15 protein-coding genes are annotated in these 18,573 nt (G+C 68.9%); 6 read left to right on the forward strand and 9 right to left on the reverse strand.

All coding sequences use genetic code 11. The annotated features are described in order from the left end of the window. Window positions 1–3: 3 nt before the first annotated feature. Genes AC1DGW_RS04305 through AC1DGW_RS04340 form a run of 8 tightly spaced genes read right to left on the reverse strand, consistent with a single transcriptional unit; the run spans window position 4 to window position 7,159 of the window. Complete coding sequence (locus tag AC1DGW_RS04305) at window positions 4–915, reverse strand: type II secretion system F family protein (RefSeq protein ID WP_478019804.1); 912 nt, start codon at window positions 913–915, stop codon at window positions 4–6. Further along, window positions 912–2,264, reverse strand: a complete 1,353-nt coding sequence (locus tag AC1DGW_RS04310) for a CpaF family protein (RefSeq protein WP_478019806.1) — start codon at window positions 2,262–2,264, stop codon at window positions 912–914. Before AC1DGW_RS04310 ends, AC1DGW_RS04305 begins: the two co-directional genes overlap by 4 nt. Before the next feature lie 2 nt (window positions 2,265–2,266). Next, complete coding sequence (locus AC1DGW_RS04315) at window positions 2,267–3,517, reverse strand: CpaE/TadZ family protein (RefSeq protein ID WP_478019818.1); 1,251 nt, start codon at window positions 3,515–3,517, stop codon at window positions 2,267–2,269. Window positions 3,518–3,537: 20 nt separating this feature from the next. Then, entirely contained in the window at window positions 3,538–4,857 is a 1,320-nt protein-coding gene (locus AC1DGW_RS04320) for a type II and III secretion system protein family protein (RefSeq protein WP_478019820.1), read from the reverse strand. Between the two features lie 14 nt (window positions 4,858–4,871). After that, complete coding sequence (gene cpaB / locus AC1DGW_RS04325) at window positions 4,872–5,918, reverse strand: Flp pilus assembly protein CpaB (protein WP_478019822.1); 1,047 nt, start codon at window positions 5,916–5,918, stop codon at window positions 4,872–4,874. A gap of 30 nt (window positions 5,919–5,948) precedes the next feature. Then, complete coding sequence (locus AC1DGW_RS04330; RefSeq protein WP_478019824.1) at window positions 5,949–6,407, reverse strand: pilus assembly protein; 459 nt, start codon at window positions 6,405–6,407, stop codon at window positions 5,949–5,951. A 22-nt stretch (window positions 6,408–6,429) separates the two neighbouring features. Continuing rightward, window positions 6,430–6,957 (reverse strand): prepilin peptidase, encoded by a 528-nt coding sequence (locus AC1DGW_RS04335; protein ID WP_478019826.1) that lies wholly within the window; start codon window positions 6,955–6,957, stop codon window positions 6,430–6,432. A gap of 22 nt (window positions 6,958–6,979) precedes the next feature. Next, window positions 6,980–7,159, reverse strand: a complete 180-nt coding sequence (locus tag AC1DGW_RS04340; protein ID WP_478019828.1) for a Flp family type IVb pilin — start codon at window positions 7,157–7,159, stop codon at window positions 6,980–6,982. Window positions 7,160–7,672: 513 nt separating this feature from the next. Here AC1DGW_RS04340 and AC1DGW_RS04345 point away from each other — a divergent pair. The 4 genes from AC1DGW_RS04345 to AC1DGW_RS04360 all read left to right on the forward strand — a co-directional run bounded on the left by AC1DGW_RS04345 (window position 7,673) and on the right by AC1DGW_RS04360 (window position 13,492). Continuing rightward, window positions 7,673–8,584, forward strand: coding sequence for a helix-turn-helix domain-containing protein (locus tag AC1DGW_RS04345; RefSeq protein ID WP_478019830.1), 912 nt, complete (start codon window positions 7,673–7,675; stop codon window positions 8,582–8,584). A 188-nt stretch (window positions 8,585–8,772) separates the two neighbouring features. Beyond that, window positions 8,773–11,949 carry an ESPR-type extended signal peptide-containing protein gene (locus tag AC1DGW_RS04350; protein ID WP_478019832.1) on the forward strand — a complete coding sequence of 1,059 codons (3,177 nt, stop codon included), beginning with the start codon at window positions 8,773–8,775 and terminating at the stop codon, window positions 11,947–11,949. A 68-nt stretch (window positions 11,950–12,017) separates the two neighbouring features. After that, window positions 12,018–12,791: an OmpA family protein gene (locus AC1DGW_RS04355; protein ID WP_478019834.1), complete on the forward strand. Its 774-nt coding sequence runs from the start codon at window positions 12,018–12,020 to the stop codon at window positions 12,789–12,791. A 104-nt stretch (window positions 12,792–12,895) separates the two neighbouring features. Next, window positions 12,896–13,492: a DUF998 domain-containing protein gene (locus tag AC1DGW_RS04360; protein WP_478019836.1), complete on the forward strand. Its 597-nt coding sequence runs from the start codon at window positions 12,896–12,898 to the stop codon at window positions 13,490–13,492. Window positions 13,493–13,535: 43 nt separating this feature from the next. Here the strand turns inward: AC1DGW_RS04360 and AC1DGW_RS04365 are convergent, their stop codons facing one another. After that, the gene (locus tag AC1DGW_RS04365) at window positions 13,536–14,819 is read right to left on the reverse strand and encodes a metal-dependent hydrolase family protein (protein ID WP_478019838.1); all 1,284 of its coding nucleotides are present in this window, start codon (window positions 14,817–14,819) and stop codon (window positions 13,536–13,538) included. A gap of 219 nt (window positions 14,820–15,038) precedes the next feature. Between AC1DGW_RS04365 and leuS the strand changes: the two genes are divergently transcribed. After that, window positions 15,039–17,681, forward strand: coding sequence for a leucine--tRNA ligase (leuS, locus tag AC1DGW_RS04370; protein WP_478019840.1), 2,643 nt, complete (start codon window positions 15,039–15,041; stop codon window positions 17,679–17,681). A gap of 342 nt (window positions 17,682–18,023) precedes the next feature. Next, the gene (locus AC1DGW_RS04375; RefSeq protein ID WP_478019842.1) at window positions 18,024–18,569 is read left to right on the forward strand and encodes an LPS-assembly lipoprotein LptE; all 546 of its coding nucleotides are present in this window, start codon (window positions 18,024–18,026) and stop codon (window positions 18,567–18,569) included. Window positions 18,570–18,573 lie beyond the last annotated feature (4 nt).

Genomic DNA, 18,573 nt, shown 5'->3' on the forward strand with positions numbered 1-18,573 from the left:
GGTTCATATCGATTTCGCCAACCGGTACAGGACGAACGCGCCGCCAGCTTCCAGCGCGACCGCCAGCAGCAGGAGCTTGCGCCCCAGCGGCTCATGGAACATGGGCTGGAAGAAATCCGGATTGAGCAGGGCCATGGACAGCGCCGAGACCACCGGCAGCAGGCCCAACACCCAGGCCGACATGCGCGTTTCGGAGGTCGTCGCCTGCAGTTCGCGCTGGACTTCTTCCATGTCGCGCATGAAATCGCTCATGCGCTGCAGGATCTGGTCGCTGCGGCCGCCGATGCGGATGCTGGTGCCGAGGATCACCGACAGCATTTCCAGCGGCTGCAGACGATACGCCTGGGCTGCCTGCAGCAGGGCACGGTCCAGGTCCATGCCGGCGCGGGTATAGCCCAGCGCGTTGTCGAGGATGGGGCGCAGCGGCGGCGTGACGTTCTGCGTGGCGCTCTGGAAGGCCATCGACAGGCTGTTGCCGATGCCGGCCATGCGCACCATGTTCTCCAGGAAATCCGGCATCTGCGCGATCAACCGCTGGCGGACCTTGCCGATGCGCCGCTGCAGCCACAGACCCAGGCCGAGCGCATACAGCAGCAGCGTGAGCGCTCCGGCCCAGGCCGAGCCCAGGCGGATGGCGGCGCCGACCGGCAGGACGAGGGCGGGCAGGCACAGCAGGACGAGCATGCGCCGGCTGTCGTGCAGGCCCGCGCGGCGCAGCAGTTCGGCCCAGCGTTGCCGGGGCGGTTGCGCGATGGCTGTGTTGCCGGGCACGGCGGCGGTTGTCGGCGCCAGCCGGGTCTCGGCGTGCAGCGCGGCGGCGCGCTGCTGATGGCGCGCGGCCACGCCCCACCACAGATGGATGGCGCCAACCGCCAGCAGCAGGGCGATGCTGGCCACCAGCAGCGCCCCGCTCACGGCAGTTCCCCGAGCGAGGCCTGGCGCAGTTCCATGCGGAACGGTTCGAGCTTGTGGCAATGCGGGTGGAAGCCGAGACCGAGCCAGCGGTCGCGCTCGCGGCTGTCGGTGTCGATCCAGCTTTCGTGCTTGAACAGTTCCTGGCTGCTGATGATGTTGTCGCTGACGCCGGTTATTTCGGTGACGGACAGGATCACGCGGCGGCCGTTGCCAAGCCGCGAGATCTGCACGATGAAGTCGATGGCGCTGGCGATCTGCCGGCGCAGGCTCTCTTCGCTGCCCTGGAAGCCGGCGAAGCCGGCCAGCATCTCCAGCCGGTACAGGCAGTCGCGCGGTGAATTGGCGTGGATGGTGGCCATCGAGCCGTCGTGGCCGGTGTTCATCGCCTGCAGCATTTCCAGCACCTCGGCGCCGCGTACCTCGCCCACCACGATCCGGTCCGGGCGCATGCGCAGGCTGTTGCGGACCAGGTCGCGGATGTTGACCGCGCCACTGCCGTCGAAACCGCCCAGCCGGCTTTCCAGGCGCACCACATGCGGATGGTTGAGCGACAGCTCGGCGGTATCTTCGATGGTGATGACGCGCTCGTTGTGCGGGATGAAGGTGGCCAGTGCGTTGAGCAGCGAGGTCTTGCCGGAACTGGTGCCGCCGGAGATCAGGATGTTGCAGCGCCCGCGCACCATCGCGTTGAGCAGCGCGTAGATGGGCTTGTCGAAGGCGCCGCGGCCGAGCAGTTCGTCGGGCGTGAACGGATCCTTGCGGAACTTGCGGATCGAGACCATCGGCCCGTCGACGGCCAGCGGCGAGATGATCGCATTGAGGCGGCCACCATTGGGCAGGCGCGCGTCGACCATGGGGTTGGAGTCGTCCAGGCGCCGGCCGAGCGGGGCGATGATCCGGCGCAGGATGCGCAGCAGGTGGCGGTCGTCGCTGAAGCGTTGCGGCGCGCGCTGCAGCACGCCGCCGCTGGAGACATGCACGTCCTTGTAGCCGTTGATGAGGATGTCCTCGATCTCCGGGTCGTACAGCAGGTCGTCCAGCGGGCCGAAGCCGATCAGTTCCTTCTGCAGCGCGATGGCGACGGTCTCCATCTCCTGCGCGTTGACCGGGATCTTCCATTCCTTGACGAAGGCGGCGGTCTGCGCCTGCACGAACCGGGCGATGGTCGAGGGCGACCAGGCGTCGATGTCGACCCGCTCGTCCTCGATGTGGTTGAGCAGGTATTCGTGCGCGGCCGAAAGCATGCTCTGGAACTGCTCGGTCTGGTCGAACGGCACGCCCGGCGGCGCGTCCGCCTCGATGGCGGGAGGCACCATGCGCTGCGGCAGTGGAGTGACTTTGTCTTCCATGGTTAGCGACCCAGGAGAGAGGCGAGGCGGGCGATGGGGGAGGTGATCGGCGCCGCGTCGCGGCCGCCGGCCAGGTGCTGCAACAGCGGCTGCAGGGCGCGTACGTACGGGTCGCGCGGCGCGCTCTCGGTGAGCAGGCGGCCGAGCCCGGTGCTGGCGCGCAGCGCCCGGCTGCGCTCGGGCAGCGTCGCCAGCAGCGGAAGGGCGAAGCGCTCGGCGATCTGACGGTCGCTCAGGCCGCCGTCCGGGTCGTAACGGTTGACCAGCAGGTGCAGGCGTTCGTCGCGCAGTTCGCGTTGTTCCAGGTCGCGCACGGCCTGGTCCAGCGAGACCAGCGAGCCGATGCCCTGGTCGGCGACCAGCCAGATCTCATGCGCCTGCTTCAGCAGCGCGGGGGGAACCTGGGACATCGGCATGCCGCCCGTGTCGGCGACGACCAGCGGGAAGATGCCACGCAGCTGGCGCAGCAATGCCGCCGGCTCGTACACGGGGGGCAGGACGGTGCCGGCCATGCCCAGCAGCGCCAGGCCGCTGCCGTGGTGGGCCAGGGCGGTGGTGGCGAAGGTGGGGTCGATGCGCTCGACGTTGCGCAGCGCTTCCTCGTAACCGAAGTGGCTTTCCACGCCCAGGTAGAGCGCGCCATCGCCGTGGGGCTGGCCGAGATCCAGCAGCAGGACCGGGTTGGCGGCCCGCCCGCCGCTGCCGGGATGGCGCAGGCGCGCGGCCAGCTGTGCTGCCAGATGGACGGCGAGCATGCTGGCGCCGACGCCAGCGCGCACGCCATGGAGCAGGACCAGGCGTCCGGCGGGTGCGACGGCCGGTGCGGGCGTCGCCGCCGTGGGGGAGGGAGGCGGCAGGCGGGTGATGCGCTCGAATACCTCGAGCATCTGCGCGGCGGTATTGTCGATGTCGATGAAATCGCGCACGCCGGCGCGTACCGCCACCAGCAGGTGATGGGCCTGTTCCGGTCCTTCGGTTCCGACGCCGACCAACGGCAGCGCGCAGGCCGTGGCGGCCAGCTGCCGCGCCAGATCGGACGAATAGCCGGCGTTGCCACCGCAGTAGTCGAGCAGGACCAGCGGCGCGCCGGCGGCAACCCTGGCCAGTTGCGGCGGCGGCACTTCGCGGCTGTCCACCCAGGTGAGCTGCGCATGCCCGGACAAGGTCGAGCCCAACCGCGCCATGTGCCGGTTGTCGGGGGCGTAGAGCACCAGTTGCAGGGTCGGGGTCTGGTGCATGAGCGGCAGTGGCATGACCGATGGCATGGCGGGCGTCAGCGGGAGAAGCCCGGCAACTGGTCGGGCGAGGCCGGGTGCAGCAGCCACGAACCCCAGACCGGCAGGTGTGGCGTGGCTTCGCGCTGGCCCGGCAGCGGAATGTCGGTGCCCTTGGCCAGCGGCCGCACCAGACGCGGGGTGACCACGATCACCAGTTCCTTGTCTTCGCGCTTGTAGTCCAGGTTGCGGAAGAACGAGCCGATCACCGGGATGTCGCCCAGCAGCGGGATCTTGTTGACCATCGACGACAGCTGGCTGCTCACCAGCCCGCCGATGACGAAGCTCTCGCCGTCGCCCAGTTCGACGGTGGTGTCCGCACGCCGGGTGGAGATGGCCGGGATCTGCACCCCGTCCAGGCTGATGCCGCGGGTGTAGTCCAGGTCGCTCGCCTCGGGCGCCACTTTCAGCGCGATGCGGTCCGGCGACAGCACCGTGGGAGTGACCGTCAGGCCGATGCCGAAGGGCTTGAACGTCACCGTGGTGGTGCCCAGGCCCTGCGGTTCGAGGATCGGCAGTTCGCCGCCGGCCAGGAAGCTCGCGCTCTGGCCGGACAAGGCCACCAGGGTGGGCTCGGCCAGCACGCGGGCCATGCCGTTGCTCTGCAGCAGGTCGATGCTGGCGTTCCAGCTGTGGGGGAGTGAACTGGCGACCAGCTTGAAGGCCGAGGACAGGGCGCCGCCACTGCCGCTGGCGCCGGACGGCGACGTGAAGCCGTAGCTGAAGCCGCCGTTGGTGTTCCTGAAGTTCACGCCGATCTGGCGGAGCACGCTGCGATTGAATTCGACCACCTTCACTTCCACCTGCACCACGCCGCCGCTGGCGATGGTGGATACGTCGTTGATGACGCCCTTCTCGCCGATCGCGCTGGCCACCGCCTTGCGCGCCGACTCGTGCGCCAGCAGCGTGGGCGTTTCTCCCTGCAGCAGGCCCTGCCCGTCCTGCACGGCCACGGCGGGGGAGCGGGCATCGAGCAGGCCGCGCTGCACCGCGCTGCGGACATCGACGCGGATGCGGGTCGGCGCGGATTGCTGGCGCTGCCACAGCATCAGCGTGGTGCTGCCGGCGCTCCTGCCGACCAGCAGCACGTGGCGCTTGTCGCGCAGGGAAGTGACGTCGGCGATCTCCGGGTCGGCGATGGCGATCCGTTCCACATCCGCGGGCAAGGTCCACGGACGCTGCTCGTGGAGTTCCAGCTGCACGGACTCGCTGGCCATCGCCTGGGCCAGGGCGATGGCCGGCAGAACCGCTGCCAGCGTCGCGGTGGTCAGGGACAACCGGAGCAGGGCGCGGGGCAGGCGATGGGCAGGCTTTGCCATGGTCGAACTCCCTTTCACGGCGAGGACAGCGGGGTGGCGGGACTGGAGCCGCGCACGATCTCGATGCTGCCCGCGGCCGGAATGCGCCGCGGCAAGGCCCGTTGCGGTACGGCGGCGGCGATGGCGGGCGGCGCGTTCCGCGTGCCGGCCAGCCCGCCCAGGTCGACGCCTGCGAACGCCTGGTTTTCCGGCCGCTGCGCCTCTTCGGCCGCCATGCCATCCAGCCCGCGGCGCAGGGTCAGCACCGGCGCCGGTGCGGTGAACAGGGTGTTGTCGGCCACCGCGGTGTCGACCGGATTGCGCAGGGCCAGGAACAGCTTGCCGCTCTGCGCGCCGAGTAGCAGGCGTCCGATCATTTCCACCGGAACGGCCAGCACCGCGGTCCTTGCCGGTGTCGTCGCCGTACTTCCGCCACCGGCACCGCTGCCGCTGTGCCCGATGATGGACGAGGCGCGGCTGCCGGGTTCCGGCGCTCTGGTTTCTTCAGGCGCTGCCGGGTCCGCGGTTGGCGCCGCGGACAGCATGTCGCGCTCGCCGTAGCCCAGCACGCGCAGGCGCGACAACAGCAGGCGCGCCTGCATGCCGCCCTGCTGGGAGCCCGCGGTTCCGGCCACGCCGGGCAGGCTCATGAACACATCCACATGGTCGCCCGGCGCGACGCGGTTGCCGGCGCTGGCCAGTTCGTCCACCGGCACCGCCACTGCCCGCTCGCCGGGATTCAGGGCCAGGGCGATGCCGCGCGATACGCCGCTGCGCGGTATCGGCTGCCCGGCGTCGATGTCCTGCAGCAGGACGCCGCCGGTCACCTCGCCCACGTAGACGAAGGCGCCCGGTGGTTGCTGGGCGAGCGTGGCGACCGTCAGGTCGTTGGCAGTCAACGGCATGCCCGCCGTCAACGGCCTGGCCGCCACGACCACGTCGTAACGCGGTGCCGGCGCGGCCGTGGGCGAAGAAGCCTGCACCGCCTGCGGCGAACGGCGCCCGATGCCGATGGCGATGATCGCCAGCAGCACGGCGATCGCCAGGAGCAGTACTGCCGTGATTCTTATGGCCCTGGGCATGGTGCTTTCCCCCCTTGGAAGCGTGTGGCGTCAGTTGCCGCCGGTATCCAGTTGCACGATGGCGCTGCTGCGCATCCGCTCGCCCATCACCCAGCCCAGCAGGCGCCCGGTCCCGGGAATGAAGGGGTGGCGGTCGTAGTCGTAGGAAACGCTGACCTGCATGCAGCGCGTCGTACCGTCGTTCGCACAGGGATAGGCGTCGGATACGACGATGGGTTCGGCCGCCGCGCCCTGGCAGTCGGCGGCCTGCCCGGAAAAATCCAGCAGCCATTGCATCGAGCGCGCCGAAGCCTGGCAGGCGTTGCTGCGGCGCGCCGGGACATCGCCATAGCGCAGGGCGGCGCGCGCGCCTTCTCCCGCGGCCAGGGTCAGCGACTGCTGCGCGGCGAAGATCATCACCCCGGTGAAGGTGACCAGCAGCAGCGGCAATATCCCCAGCATCAGCAGGAGCGCATATTCGATGCTGACCACCCCGCGCTGCCTTTTCATATTGAATCCGTGGTCCGGTTGTTTATCCATGTGAAACCCCGGTGAAAATAATCAGCAGGGTCGCGATGCCGAGATAGGCGGCATAGGGAATTCCCCTGCGTCCCTCGCGCGATGCTTTCATTTTCCTGGACAGTTCGCTTTCATTCACGAATCTATATGCGCGGATCACCGGTGGATAATGGGCGATGAAATCCGGTAGCACCCTGTTCTTCGCGGCGATCCAGGCCGCCGCGTGTGCCCCGGCAAGCAGGCTGGCGATTATCCAGAGCGGCAGGAGGGCGTTGCCGCCCAACAGCAGTCCCAGTACCGAAAACAATTTCACGTCGCCAGCGCCCATCCAGCCGACCAGGTGGAACGGAAGCAGGAGCACCAGGCCGAGCAGCAGGCCGGTCATCGCATCGGTGAAGCCGGTCGAAACCGGTGGCAGCATCAGCATCGCCACGACGCCGGCCATTGCCGCCGCCAGCAACCCGCGGTTGGGAACGCGCCGGGCGTACAGGTCGGTATATACGACCTGCAGGCCCAGCACCGCCGCGATGGCTGCCGACAACGGAGGCACGGCCGCGTGCCTGTCAGGCGAACGCAGCGGTGACGGCTGCCGTCAGCTGGGCGAACAGCGTCGTGAAGAAAGTTCGAAGTGCCGGGCCGGCGATGACCACCAGCGCACCGGCGACCACGGCGGCGAGCAGGCCATACTCCAGCGCGGTGACACCGTCTTCTTCTGCGAAAAACCTGCGGATCTTGGCGTTCATGATGCTCTCCATGAAAGCCCGGGGCCGGCAACGCGCCGGGGTACGCCGGGCGAACGCGGGTGGGCGACACCCGCCGGGATTGTCCCGGGCATGCGGCCTGGCCGGAGGGGATGAACGCAGCTGGTCCGGGGCCTCCGGATAATCGCACCGGTATTCCCCCGTATTCCCCCTTTGGCATGGCAGGCATGCCCGAGGAGGATCATTTCAATTCGGATCCGGCGCGCATACACATATTCGGCAAGATATTGCGGAAGTGCGTATCTGTGATGTATTTCTCCATTTGTGCGATCCTCGTACACATGGTCGTCCCGGCATATTGGTTATGTATTGCCGGCGGAACGGGGTGGGCCGGGTGTGGTTTTTCATGCGGTTTCCAGTCCGCGGTTCAATCAAGGGGGGATGCGCCGGGGCGCCGGCCGTATCCGAAGGTCAGGCTTACGACGGGATACCCGTCCGGGCATGGGCGTTCACATGGATGCGATGATCTGTGATCGGCATTTGAAGTCGTTCGATTTGTCCACGTTGGGAGGCGTCCTGCGCGTCTGCCACGTCGAACTGGTATTGCTCGATGGCCAGCCGCCGATGGCCGCGGTGACGTCGTTCGTCCACGACCAGGCGCTGCTGTGCACTTTCGAGATCGCCGCGCGGGCGCGCGGGCGGTTCATGCTGCCGGTGGACTGGTGCCTGCTTGGCTGGATGGAAACGGTGGACCCGGAAACCAGCTGGTGCCACGGCGTGCCGCTGTCGTCCGGGGGAATCATTTCGGTGATGCCGGAGGGCGTCACCGAATTCGCGCTGGGGGCGAACAGCCGGGTGACGTTCGTGCTGGTGCCGTTGCGGCGTTTCCAGGAGCGCGCCGCCAGCCGCCGCCTGGGCAGCATCGATGCCGGCGGCCTCGATGTGCCCCTGGTCAGCGGGCGCGAGCTGCCACCGCTGCAGGATCACTACCAGGGCCTGCAGCAGCGCATCCGCTGTGGCGAAGTCACTTCGAACGAGATCGACGCGCTGCTCGATGCGCACGCCGGCGAACTGTTCGCCAACGGGCCGGTGGAGCGCCGCGTCAGCAGCCGCGCGCGCCGCGTGCGCTATCTGATCCTGCGGCGGGCGGAGGACATGATGCGCGCCAACATCCGCCGGCATATCTACATGCAGGAACTGTGCGATGCGGCGGGCGTCAGCGAGCGTGCGCTGCGCTATGCCTTCGAGGAACTGGTCGGCATATCGCCGGTGCGTTACCTGTCGATGCTGCGCTTGTGCGAAGCGTGCCGCACGCTTTCCTCCGCCGATGCCGGGCGCAAATCGGTCAAGTCGATCGCACTGAGCTGCGGTCTGTGGGACCTGTCGCGGTTTGCCGACAATTACCGGCGCGTATTCGGCGAGCTGCCGAGCGAAACCCTGATGCGGGGCACGTTCTCCGACTCTTGAAACCAGCGCGATCGGCCGCGTTTGCCGATTCCGTGCATGGGCTTGCCGGGAGTGCGCACAGGTTTGCCGGATAGCCATAGCGATGTGCCGGATACAGGCAAAGCATGCGGTCGGTTCCTGATGTAGTGCGATCCAAGCGATGAAGCCAGCCATCGGGGCGGGACAGTCGCATTGCACGGGGACTGATCATGAATCGCATCTACAGACTGGTATGGAACCGCGCCCTGAATGCCTTCGTCGTGGGTTCGGAACTGGCAAGCGCGGCAGGCAGGCACTCGGGCGGGTGCCGCCTGCAGGCAGGCCGGGCGGGCGTGCCGCTGGGCATGGGAAGCCTGCTGATGCTCGCGATGGCCTCGCCGGCGCAGGCCGGCGACGCGCGCCTGGACGATCTGCAGGCACTGGTCGCCAAGTACGCCGCGCAGGATGCTCCCGTGCCGGCACTCCCCGTTGCGGGCGTACCGGTGGCGTCCACGGTCCATGTGCCGGTGCAGGCGGTCGGTAACCTCGTGCAGACGGTGCCGGCACTCCCGCAGGTGGTCGGGGCGGTGACCGTGCCGGTGGAGGCCGTTGCTGCCTCCATGCCCCGGCTGCAGGTCGCGGCGGCGGCCAAGGTCACACTGGCCCGGCCCGTGGCGCACGTCGTCACCGGCGCGACCAAGGCCGTGGCCGCATTGCCGGGCATCGCCGGAAAACTGCCGCAGGCGCTGGTCCTCAAGGAGGATGGAGCGACCGGCGGAATCGTGGGCACCGTGCAGGCGGGCCTGCAGGCGCTGGGCAACGTGCTGTCGCCAGGCAAGGACGACAGCGGTGGCAACCCCCTGCGCAACACGCTGGTTTCGACCGCGGGCGCGGTGGAGGAATTGACCGGTGGGCTGGTCAAGGGCAGCCATGCCGGTGCACTGCTCGATGGTCTGGTCGACGGGAGCGCGCCGGTTCTCGACGGCGTCGGCGACAGGACGGGCACGCTGGTCGGCCAGCTCACCGGCTCGGCTTCGCTCGGCAACGGCCTTTCGCAGACCGTGGCCACCGCCACGCAGGGGCTGCAGGCGACGACCGGCGCACTCGGCCAGGGCAATGTGGGCGGAGCCGTGCAATCCCTGTTGGGCACCGTCGGCGGGACGGTATCCACGGCGACAGGAACCGTCACCGGCACGTTGTCGGGCCTCACCGGCTCCGCATCGGGGCTGGGCGGACTGCAGCAGGTGATCGATGGCGTCACCGGCGGCCTGGCCGGCGGCGTGTCCAACGTGGTCGGCCAATTGACCGGACAACCGGCCGTGGCTGCCGGTGGCGGCGTGCCAGCCGGCGCGCGCCCGACCGGCCTTGTAGTCGGCAACGGCGGACTGGTCGGCACCGTCGACCAGCTGGCCGGTCCTTCGCTCTCGACCCTGTTCGGTGGCGACGGCTATGTACGCAACGGCGGGCTGGCGATGAGCAACGCCAACATCGCGCAGGCGTACTCGGTGGCCACGGTGGCGGGCCTGCCCGTGGTCAATCTCAGCCCGGTCGGGCAGGTGCTCGATGGCCTGGGCGGCCTGGCCACCGGCGGGAACTCGCATATGACGCTGATCGGTGGCGTCACCTCGGACAACTACATCTACAACATCAACAACGGCAAACCCAACGGGCTGCTGGGGCTGGTGCTGCCCGACGGCGCGCCGGCATGGGCCGCCAAGTGCGCGGACCCGCTGGGGCTGGGACTGGTCAAGGTCGATTGCTGGGGCGTCAACGCGGCGCAGGATTACCAGGTGCTGATCGGCGATGGCGCCTATGCCAACGGCTCCAAGGAGGTGGTGATCGGCACCAACGCCGAGCACCGCCTGGCGCGGCAGGACGCGAATGCGGCCTTCCCCGGCGCCGGCACCGGCGCGACCGGCGTGCCGACGGCCGACTATGACGCGCGGCAGGGCCATTCGGTGGTGATCGGCGACAGCGCCTCGGGCTCGGCCAACGGCCAGACCCTGATCGGCGCGGGGGCCACTTCGGACAAGGCCAACAGCGTGGCGCTGGGCTACAAATCCAATGCCGACCGCGGAGGCAGGAACAACTACACCGCCTTCGGCCTGGCGGCGCCGCAGAACTCGATCGGCGAGGTCGCGGTCGGCTCGGCCGGGCGTGAGCGGCAGATCACCCACGTCGCCGCCGGCCTGGAGTTGACCGATGCGGTGAACGTGGCCCAGCTCAAGGGCGCGCTGTCGCTGATCGCCGGCGTCAGCCAGTCGGCGGTCACCTATGACGACGATGCGCAGGGCAATCCCGACTATGGCCATGTGACCCTCGGTGGCGGCAACGCGCCGCAGGGTACGGTGGTGGGCAATCTCGCCGCCGGCGCGGTGGCGGCCGGCAGCATGCAGGCGATCAATGGCGGCCAGTTGTACGGGTTCGGCAATTCGCTGGCGGCCTTCGTCGGCGGCGGTGCGGTGTTGAACGCCAACGGCACGCTGTCCATGCCGTCCTATGCGCTGAACGCCATCGGCGCCAACGGCCAGTTGTCTCTGAACCAGTACGCGGGCATCGGCGCGGCCTTCGGTTCGATCAGCGATTCGCTGGCGCATCTGCGCGGCCTGCTGGTCACCACGACGCCCACCAACGGTGGAGGCGGCACCGGCAATGCGTATTTCGCGGTGAACTCGACCAAGGCCGCGGCATCGGCCACCGGCCAGGACAGCATGGCCGCCGGTCCGCAGTCCACGGCGTCGGGCGCGCAGTCCGTCGCGTTGGGCGATGGCGCCACGGCCACGGCCGACGGCAGCGTCGCGCTGGGCGCCGGATCGGTCGCCGATCGCGCCAATTCGGTGTCGGTGGGCAGCGCCGGCCACGAGCGCCAGGTCACGCATGTGGCCGACGCCACCGAGGCCAGCGACGCGGTCAACCTGCGCCAGCTGCAGGCTTCGCAGCAGGGCACGGTGCGCTACGACCAGAACGGCGATGGCAGCACCGACTACGGCAGTGTGACCCTGGGCCAGCCGGGGAAGGGCGTGGTGATGCACAACGTCGGTGCCGGCGTGGCCGACACCGATGCGGTGAACGTGGCACAACTCAACAAGGGACTGGGGGACGTCATGGACTGGTCGAAGAACTACACCGATCAACGTTTCGGCGACATCGGCCGCGACATCAACCGGGTCGACAACCGCGCTTCGGCCGGCATCGCCTCGGCGATGGCGATAGCCGGCCTGCCGCAGCCGACCGAGGCCGGCAGGCGCATGGCCTCGTTCGCGGCCAGCACCTTCCATGGCGAATCCAGCATGGCGGTGGGCATCTCCGGCGTCACCGAGGGTGGGCGCTGGATCTACAAGCTGAGCGGCTCGGCCAACACCCGCGGCGATGGCGGCGTGACCGTAGGCGCGGGCATCCAGTGGTGACCGGACCACGGGGCCGGCCGGTCCGGCCCCGCTGGGCATGGCGGACAGAACGGAGCGGGGAGCATCGAATGAACACGAAATGGACGACGATGGCGGTGGCGGCCCTGCTGGCCGGCTGTGGTGGCGCGCCGGTACGCGGGGATTTTCCCGACCCGGCCCGCGCCTACCCGGCCGGGGGCACCTACGTGAGCCTGGATGGATTGCGCCAGTACGCGCCGGGCATGAACAAGCAGCAGTTGTACGCCCTGCTGGGTACGCCGCATTTCGGCGAAGGCATGTGGGGCGTGCGCGAGTGGAATTACCTGTTCAACTTCCGGCGGTCGGTGGGCGCGCCGCCGGTCCAGTGCCAGTTCCAGATCCATTTCGACGGCAAGGGCGTGGCGGTGGGGCAGTCGTGGAAGCCGGCCACCTGTGCGGCCCTGCTGGAACCGGTACCGGTCGCCGCGGCACCGGTACCACCGCCGGCCGTGCCGCGGCCACCCCTGCGGATCTCCGCCGATGCGCTGTTCGCATTCGACAGCGCCGAACTCTCCGACAAGGGACGGGCGCGGCTGGATGAAGTGGTCGCCAGCCTGGGCGCGCGGGCCGGCACCGTGTCGTTGACGGTGATCGGCTTCACCGACCGCATCGGTAGCGACGCCTACAACCTGCAACTGTCGCGGCGCCGCGCCGGCGCGGTGCGCGACTACCTGGTGGCGCGCGGTGTTCCCGCCGGTTCCGTGCGGGCCGAAGGGCAGGGCAGTACGCAACCGCTGGTCGAATGCGGGAAGTCGCCGCATGCCGAACTGGTGCGCTGCCTGGCGCCGAACCGCCGCGTGGAGATCGCGGGAATCGGCGATTGAGCCGGCCACGGCCCATGCAGGCGTGCGTGGAGCCGGCGCAGCCTTCACAATCGCCGGCGTTGGCTGGTGCGCGCATGCGCCGGCGTCGAAGGGATAGGATGCGGATGGTGTGGAAACAGATGCTGCGCTGGGCGGGACCGGCGTCGGTGGTGGTATGGCTGGTGGCGCTGGCGGTCTTCGGTGCGCGCCTGCCGTTCTACGACCAGATGCGCCACCCGGTTTCGCTGCTGGGTGCGACCGGCGTTCCCGGTGCCGGGATGTTCAACGCGGTGGGCTTCGTGCTGCCGGGCCTGCTGGCGGCGCTGGCCGCGCTCGGCCTGGCGCTGCGCATGCCCGCCGCCGCCTCGCGTCCGCTGCGCGTGGCGGGACAGATGCTGCTGCTGGCCGGGCTGGCGTTCGCGGCGATGGGGGTTTTTCCGCTGGACGTGGACGACATCGAGAACCGCGCCAGCCAGGCCCATGCCAGCGTCTGGCTGCTGTGGCTGGTTGCGTTCTGCGCGGGCGCGGCGATGCTGCGCGTGGGCGCCGCGCGGGATGCGGCATGGCGTCCGGTCGCGACCCTGGCCGTGGCCTGCGCGGTATGGATGCTGTGCAGCGCCTTCGTGTTTGGCAGCGTCATGCCGGTGGCGATGGCGCAGCGGCTGGCCTTCCTGGGCTGGGCGCTGTGGCTGGCGCTGCTGGCGCGGCTCGCGCCGCGCTGAACGGGGGCGGTGCGCGCTCCCTGCAACGGAGCGCGCGCGGCCGTCACTGCTTGTAGATCACCCCGTCCTTCATCACGAAGCGCACGTCCATCACCGCGTTGATGTCCTCCAGCGGGTTGGCGGCCAGGGCGATCACGTCGGCGCGCTTGCCCGCTTCCAGCACGCCCTGGTCGTCCACGCCCAGCACCTGCGCGGCATGCACGGTGGCGGCCTGCAGCGCATACGCGGCGGGAATGCCGGCTTCGACCATGTAGATGAACTCGCGCGCGTTGTCGCCGTGCGGGCCCACGCCCTGGTCGGTACCGAAGGCGATCTTGACCCCGTTGCGGTAGGCCTTGGCCGCGGTCTGGCTGATCAGCGCGCCGATGCGCGCCGCCTTGGGCCGCACCACCTCGGGGAAGTAGCCGTCGATCGCCGCCTTCTCGGTGACGAAGCGCCCGGCATAGAAGGTGGGGACGTACCAGGTGCCGTGCTGCTTCATCAGCCGCATGACCTCGTCGTCCATGTAGGTGCCGTGCTCGATGCTGGTGACCCCGCCCAGCACCGCGCGTTTCATGCCCTCGGTGCCATGGGCGTGGGCGGCCACGCGGAAGCCGTAGTCGTGCGCGGTATCGACGATGGCCTTGATCTCGTCCACGGTGAACTGCGGCGCGTCGCCGGAGCGCGCGTAGCTGAGCACGCCGCCGGTGGCGGTGATCTTGATGACGTCGCTGCCTTCCTTGTAACGCTGGCGAACCGCCTGGCGCGCATCGTCCACCGAGTTGACCACGCCCTCGACGGGGCCGGGCGGGCCGATCAGGTGCGAGAGCTGGTCGTTCCAGCCATTGGTCGGATCGGCATGGCCGCCGGTGGTGGCGATGGATTTGCCGGCGGCAAAGATGCGCGGCCCCTTCAGCAGCCCGTGGTTGATCGCGTCGCGCAGGTGCGGACTGACTTCGCCGCCGAGGTCGCGCACGCTGGTGAAGCCGGCCATCAGCGTCTTCTCGGCATAGCCGACCGCGCGGAAGGCATAGTCCACCGGGTCCAGGCGGAAGCCTTCGGAATAACTCTGCGGGCTGGACTGGCTGCCCAGGTGCACGTGCAGGTCGGTCCAGCCGGGCAGGCAGACCTTGTCACGCAGATCGACCGGACGCGCCCCGCCGGCGTCGGCATCGGCACCGCTCAGCACCTGCTGGATGCGGCCGTCGGCCACCACCAGGGTGTGCGGCCCCTTGAGCTGGCCGCTGCGCGCGTCGAACAGGCGGCCGCAGTGCACGGCGACGGGTTCGGCCCAGGCCGGCGCGCAGGCCAGCAGCAGGACAGCGGCGAGGTGGCGGCGGATCGGCATCGGTCTCTTTCCCCAGGATGTGGTGGCGGCAGCATAGCGGGCCGGCGCGGGAAACCGGCGCGGCGTCGGGGGGAGTCGCGGGCGGTGGCAGGCAGGGATCCGCAAGTGGTTGATATTGCAGAAAGTTTGTTTTTTCCGGAGGTGTAGGGATGGGCCGGATTGGAGCACTCTGGTGCACTGCGGTACGCTGTCCCGCTTTGCCGCCGTCCCAACGCGTTCATGTCCAGCGTCGAAACCAACATCTACGATCCCCAGCAGGTCGAAACCGCTGCCCAGAAGTACTGGGAAACCACCCGCGCCTTCGAGGTCGACGAAACCTCGGACAAGCCCAAGTACTACTGCCTGTCGATGCTGCCGTATCCGTCCGGCGCGCTGCACATGGGCCACGTGCGCAACTACACCATCGGCGACGTCATCAGCCGCTACAAGCGCATGACCGGCCACAACGTGCTGCAGCCGATGGGCTGGGACGCCTTCGGCCTGCCGGCCGAGAACGCGGCGATCAAGAACAACACCGCGCCGGCCAAGTGGACCTACGCCAACATCGACCACATGCGCAGCCAGCTCAAGTCGCTGGGCTACGCGATCGACTGGTCGCGCGAGTTCGCCACCTGCACGCCGGACTACTACGTGCACGAACAGCGCATGTTCACCCGGCTGATGCGCAAGGGCCTGGCCTACCGCCGCAACTCGGTGGTGAACTGGGACCCGGTCGACAACACCGTGCTGGCCAACGAGCAGGTCATCGACGGCCGCGGCTGGCGCTCGGGCGCGCTGGTGGAGAAGCGCGAGATCCCGCAATGGTTCCTGCGCATCACCGATTACGCCCAGGAACTGCTGGACGGGCTTGACGAACTGCCGGGCTGGCCGGATTCGGTCAAGACCATGCAGCGCAACTGGATCGGCCGTTCCGAAGGCCTGGAGATCCAGTTCGACGTGCGCGACGTGGACGGCGCCGCACTGGATCCGCTGCGCGTGTTCACCACCCGCCCGGACACCGTGATGGGCGTGAGCTTCGTTTCCATTGCCGGCGAACACCCGTTGGCGGTGCATGCGGCGAAGAACAACCCGGCGCTGGCGGCGATGCTGGCCGAGCTGAAGCAGGGCGGCGTCTCCGAGGCCGAGCTGGAAACCCAGGAAAAGCGCGGCATGGACACCGGCCTGAAGGCCATCCATCCGGTCAGCGGCGAACAGGTGCCGATCTGGGTCGCCAATTTCGTGCTGATGGGCTACGGCACCGGCGCGGTGATGGCCGTTCCGGGTCATGACCAGCGCGATTTCGAATTCGCCAGCAAGTACAACCTGCCCAAGAAGCAGGTCATCGCGCTGAAGTCGCCCAAGAACGACGACGAGCGCAGCTATGACCCCAGCCGCTGGCAGGACTGGTACGGCGACAAGAGCCGTGAGACCGAACTGGTCAATTCGGCCGAGTTCGACGGGCTGGATTTCCAGGGCGCGTTCGAGGCACTGGCCGAGCGTTTCGAGCGCAAGGCCCAGGGCCAGCGCCGCATCAACTACCGCCTGCGCGACTGGGGCGTGAGCCGCCAGCGCTACTGGGGCTGCCCGATCCCGGTGATCTACTGCGACAAGTGCGGCGCGGTGCCGGTGCCGGAAGACCAGCTGCCGGTGATTCTGCCTGAAGACGTGACGCTCAACGGTACCGGCTCGCCGATCAAGGCCGACCTGGAATGGCGCAGGACCACCTGCCCGGAATGCGGCGCCGCCGCCGAGCGCGAGACCGACACCTTCGACACCTTCATGGAGTCGAGCTGGTACTACGCCCGCTACACCTCGCCGGGCGCGCGCGAGGCCGTGGACAAGCGCGGCAACTACTGGCTGCCGGTGGACCAGTACATCGGCGGCATCGAGCACGCGATCCTGCACCTGATGTACTTCCGCTTCTTCCACAAGCTGCTGCGCGATGCACGCATGGTGGACAGCAACGAGCCTGCCCGGAACCTGCTGTGCCAGGGCATGGTGATCGCCGAGACCTTCTACCGCCCCAACGCCGACGGCTCCAAGGACTGGTTCAACCCGGCCGACGTGGACGTGGTGCGCGACGAGCGCGGCCGCATCACCGGCGCCACCCTGCGCGGCGATGGCCAGCCGGTGGTGATCGGCGGCACCGAGAAGATGTCCAAGTCCAAGAACAACGGCGTCGATCCGCAGGCGATGGTCGCCAAGTACGGCGCCGATACCGTGCGCCTGTTCTCGATGTTCGCCGCGCCGCCGGAGCAGTCGCTGGAGTGGAACGAGGCCGGCGTGGACGGCATGGCCCGCTTCCTGCGGCGGCTGTGGGCCATGGTGCACCGGCATGTCGCCGACGGCAGCGCGCCGGCGCTGGACGTCGCCGCGCTGGACGCCGGGCAGAAGGCCATCCGCCGCAAGACCCACGAGACCATCGGCAAGGTCGCCGACGACTACGGCCGTCGCCACGCCTTCAATACGGCCATCGCCGCGGTGATGGAACTGCTGAACGTGCTGGGCAAGTTCGACGACGCCAGCGCGCAGGGCAGGGCCGTGCGCCAGGAAGCGCTGCAGGCCGCGGTGCTGCTGCTCAACCCGATCACCCCGCATGCCTGCCATGCGATGTGGCAGGAGCTGGGCCACGGCGAGACGCTGCTGGAAGACCAGCCGTTCCCGCAGGCCGACGCCGGCGCGCTGGTCAAGGATGCGCTGACCCTGGCGGTGCAGATCAACGGCAAGCTGCGCGGCACCATCGATGTCGCCGCCGACGCCAGCCGCGAGCTGATCGAGGCCGCCGCCAAGGAAGAGCCCAACGCGGCCAAGTTCCTGGAAGGCCTCACCGTGCGCAAGGTCATCATCGTTCCGGGCAAGATCGTCAACATCGTGGCGGGTTGATCCGCCTGCGGCGCGTCCCCGATGGTTCGCCATCCGGGCGCGCGGCGGCGCGTTTGTCATCCGCTGCGGCTTGTGGTCTGTCGCGGCGCCCCCCCATCCGCGCTTGCGCGCGGATCGCCCCCCAACCTGGGGGGCTGGGGCCTGGCAACCGGCTTTTTCGCGAATGCTTCCGAAGCAGGAGCGCGTGAGTGCCTGCTCAGGCTCAGCGTTGCCTCCGCACGCTCGGTGTGCATTTGCGAACAGTGAATCAGCGATGCGGTTTCATCCCTGCTCACACCCGATGGGCGATGATGCGGGCCGTTTTCTGTTGCCGCTCCCGGCCGGCTCCGCCAGACTGTGCCCATGACCCGATACCTGACCGCCCTCGTCCTTGCCGTGAGCCTGACCGGTTGCGGCTTCCACCTGCGCAACAAGCTCACCCTGCCGGACGACACGCCGGCGGTGAAGGTCGAATCGGCGGTGCGCTACAGCGAGCTGGTCAAGCTGCTGGGACGCGGGCTGCATGCCTCCGGAGCGGTCGTCATCGACGAGGACGCGCCCGGCAAGGGCGCGGCCCGGCTGCAGATCCGCTCCGAGCGCTGGGGTGACCTGCCCATCGCCATCGACGCGCAGGGCCGCACGCAGGAATACAGCATGCGCTACGCGGTCGTCTTCGCCTTCCATCGCCCGGACGGCAGCGTGCTGGTGCCGGAGCAGGTGATCGAACTGTCGCGCGACTATGTGTCCGAGCCGACCGACGCCACCGGCACCACCACCGAGCGCGAGGTCCTCGCCGACGAACTGCGCCGCGAGATGTCCGCCTCGATCCTGCGCCGCATCGACAGCGTGGTGCGCGCGCAGATGGAGAAGGAACGCACTGCCGCTCCGGCGGCCGGCAAGGGCGACTGACGCA

This window comes from Stenotrophomonas sp. 05N423, from assembly GCF_056397145.1.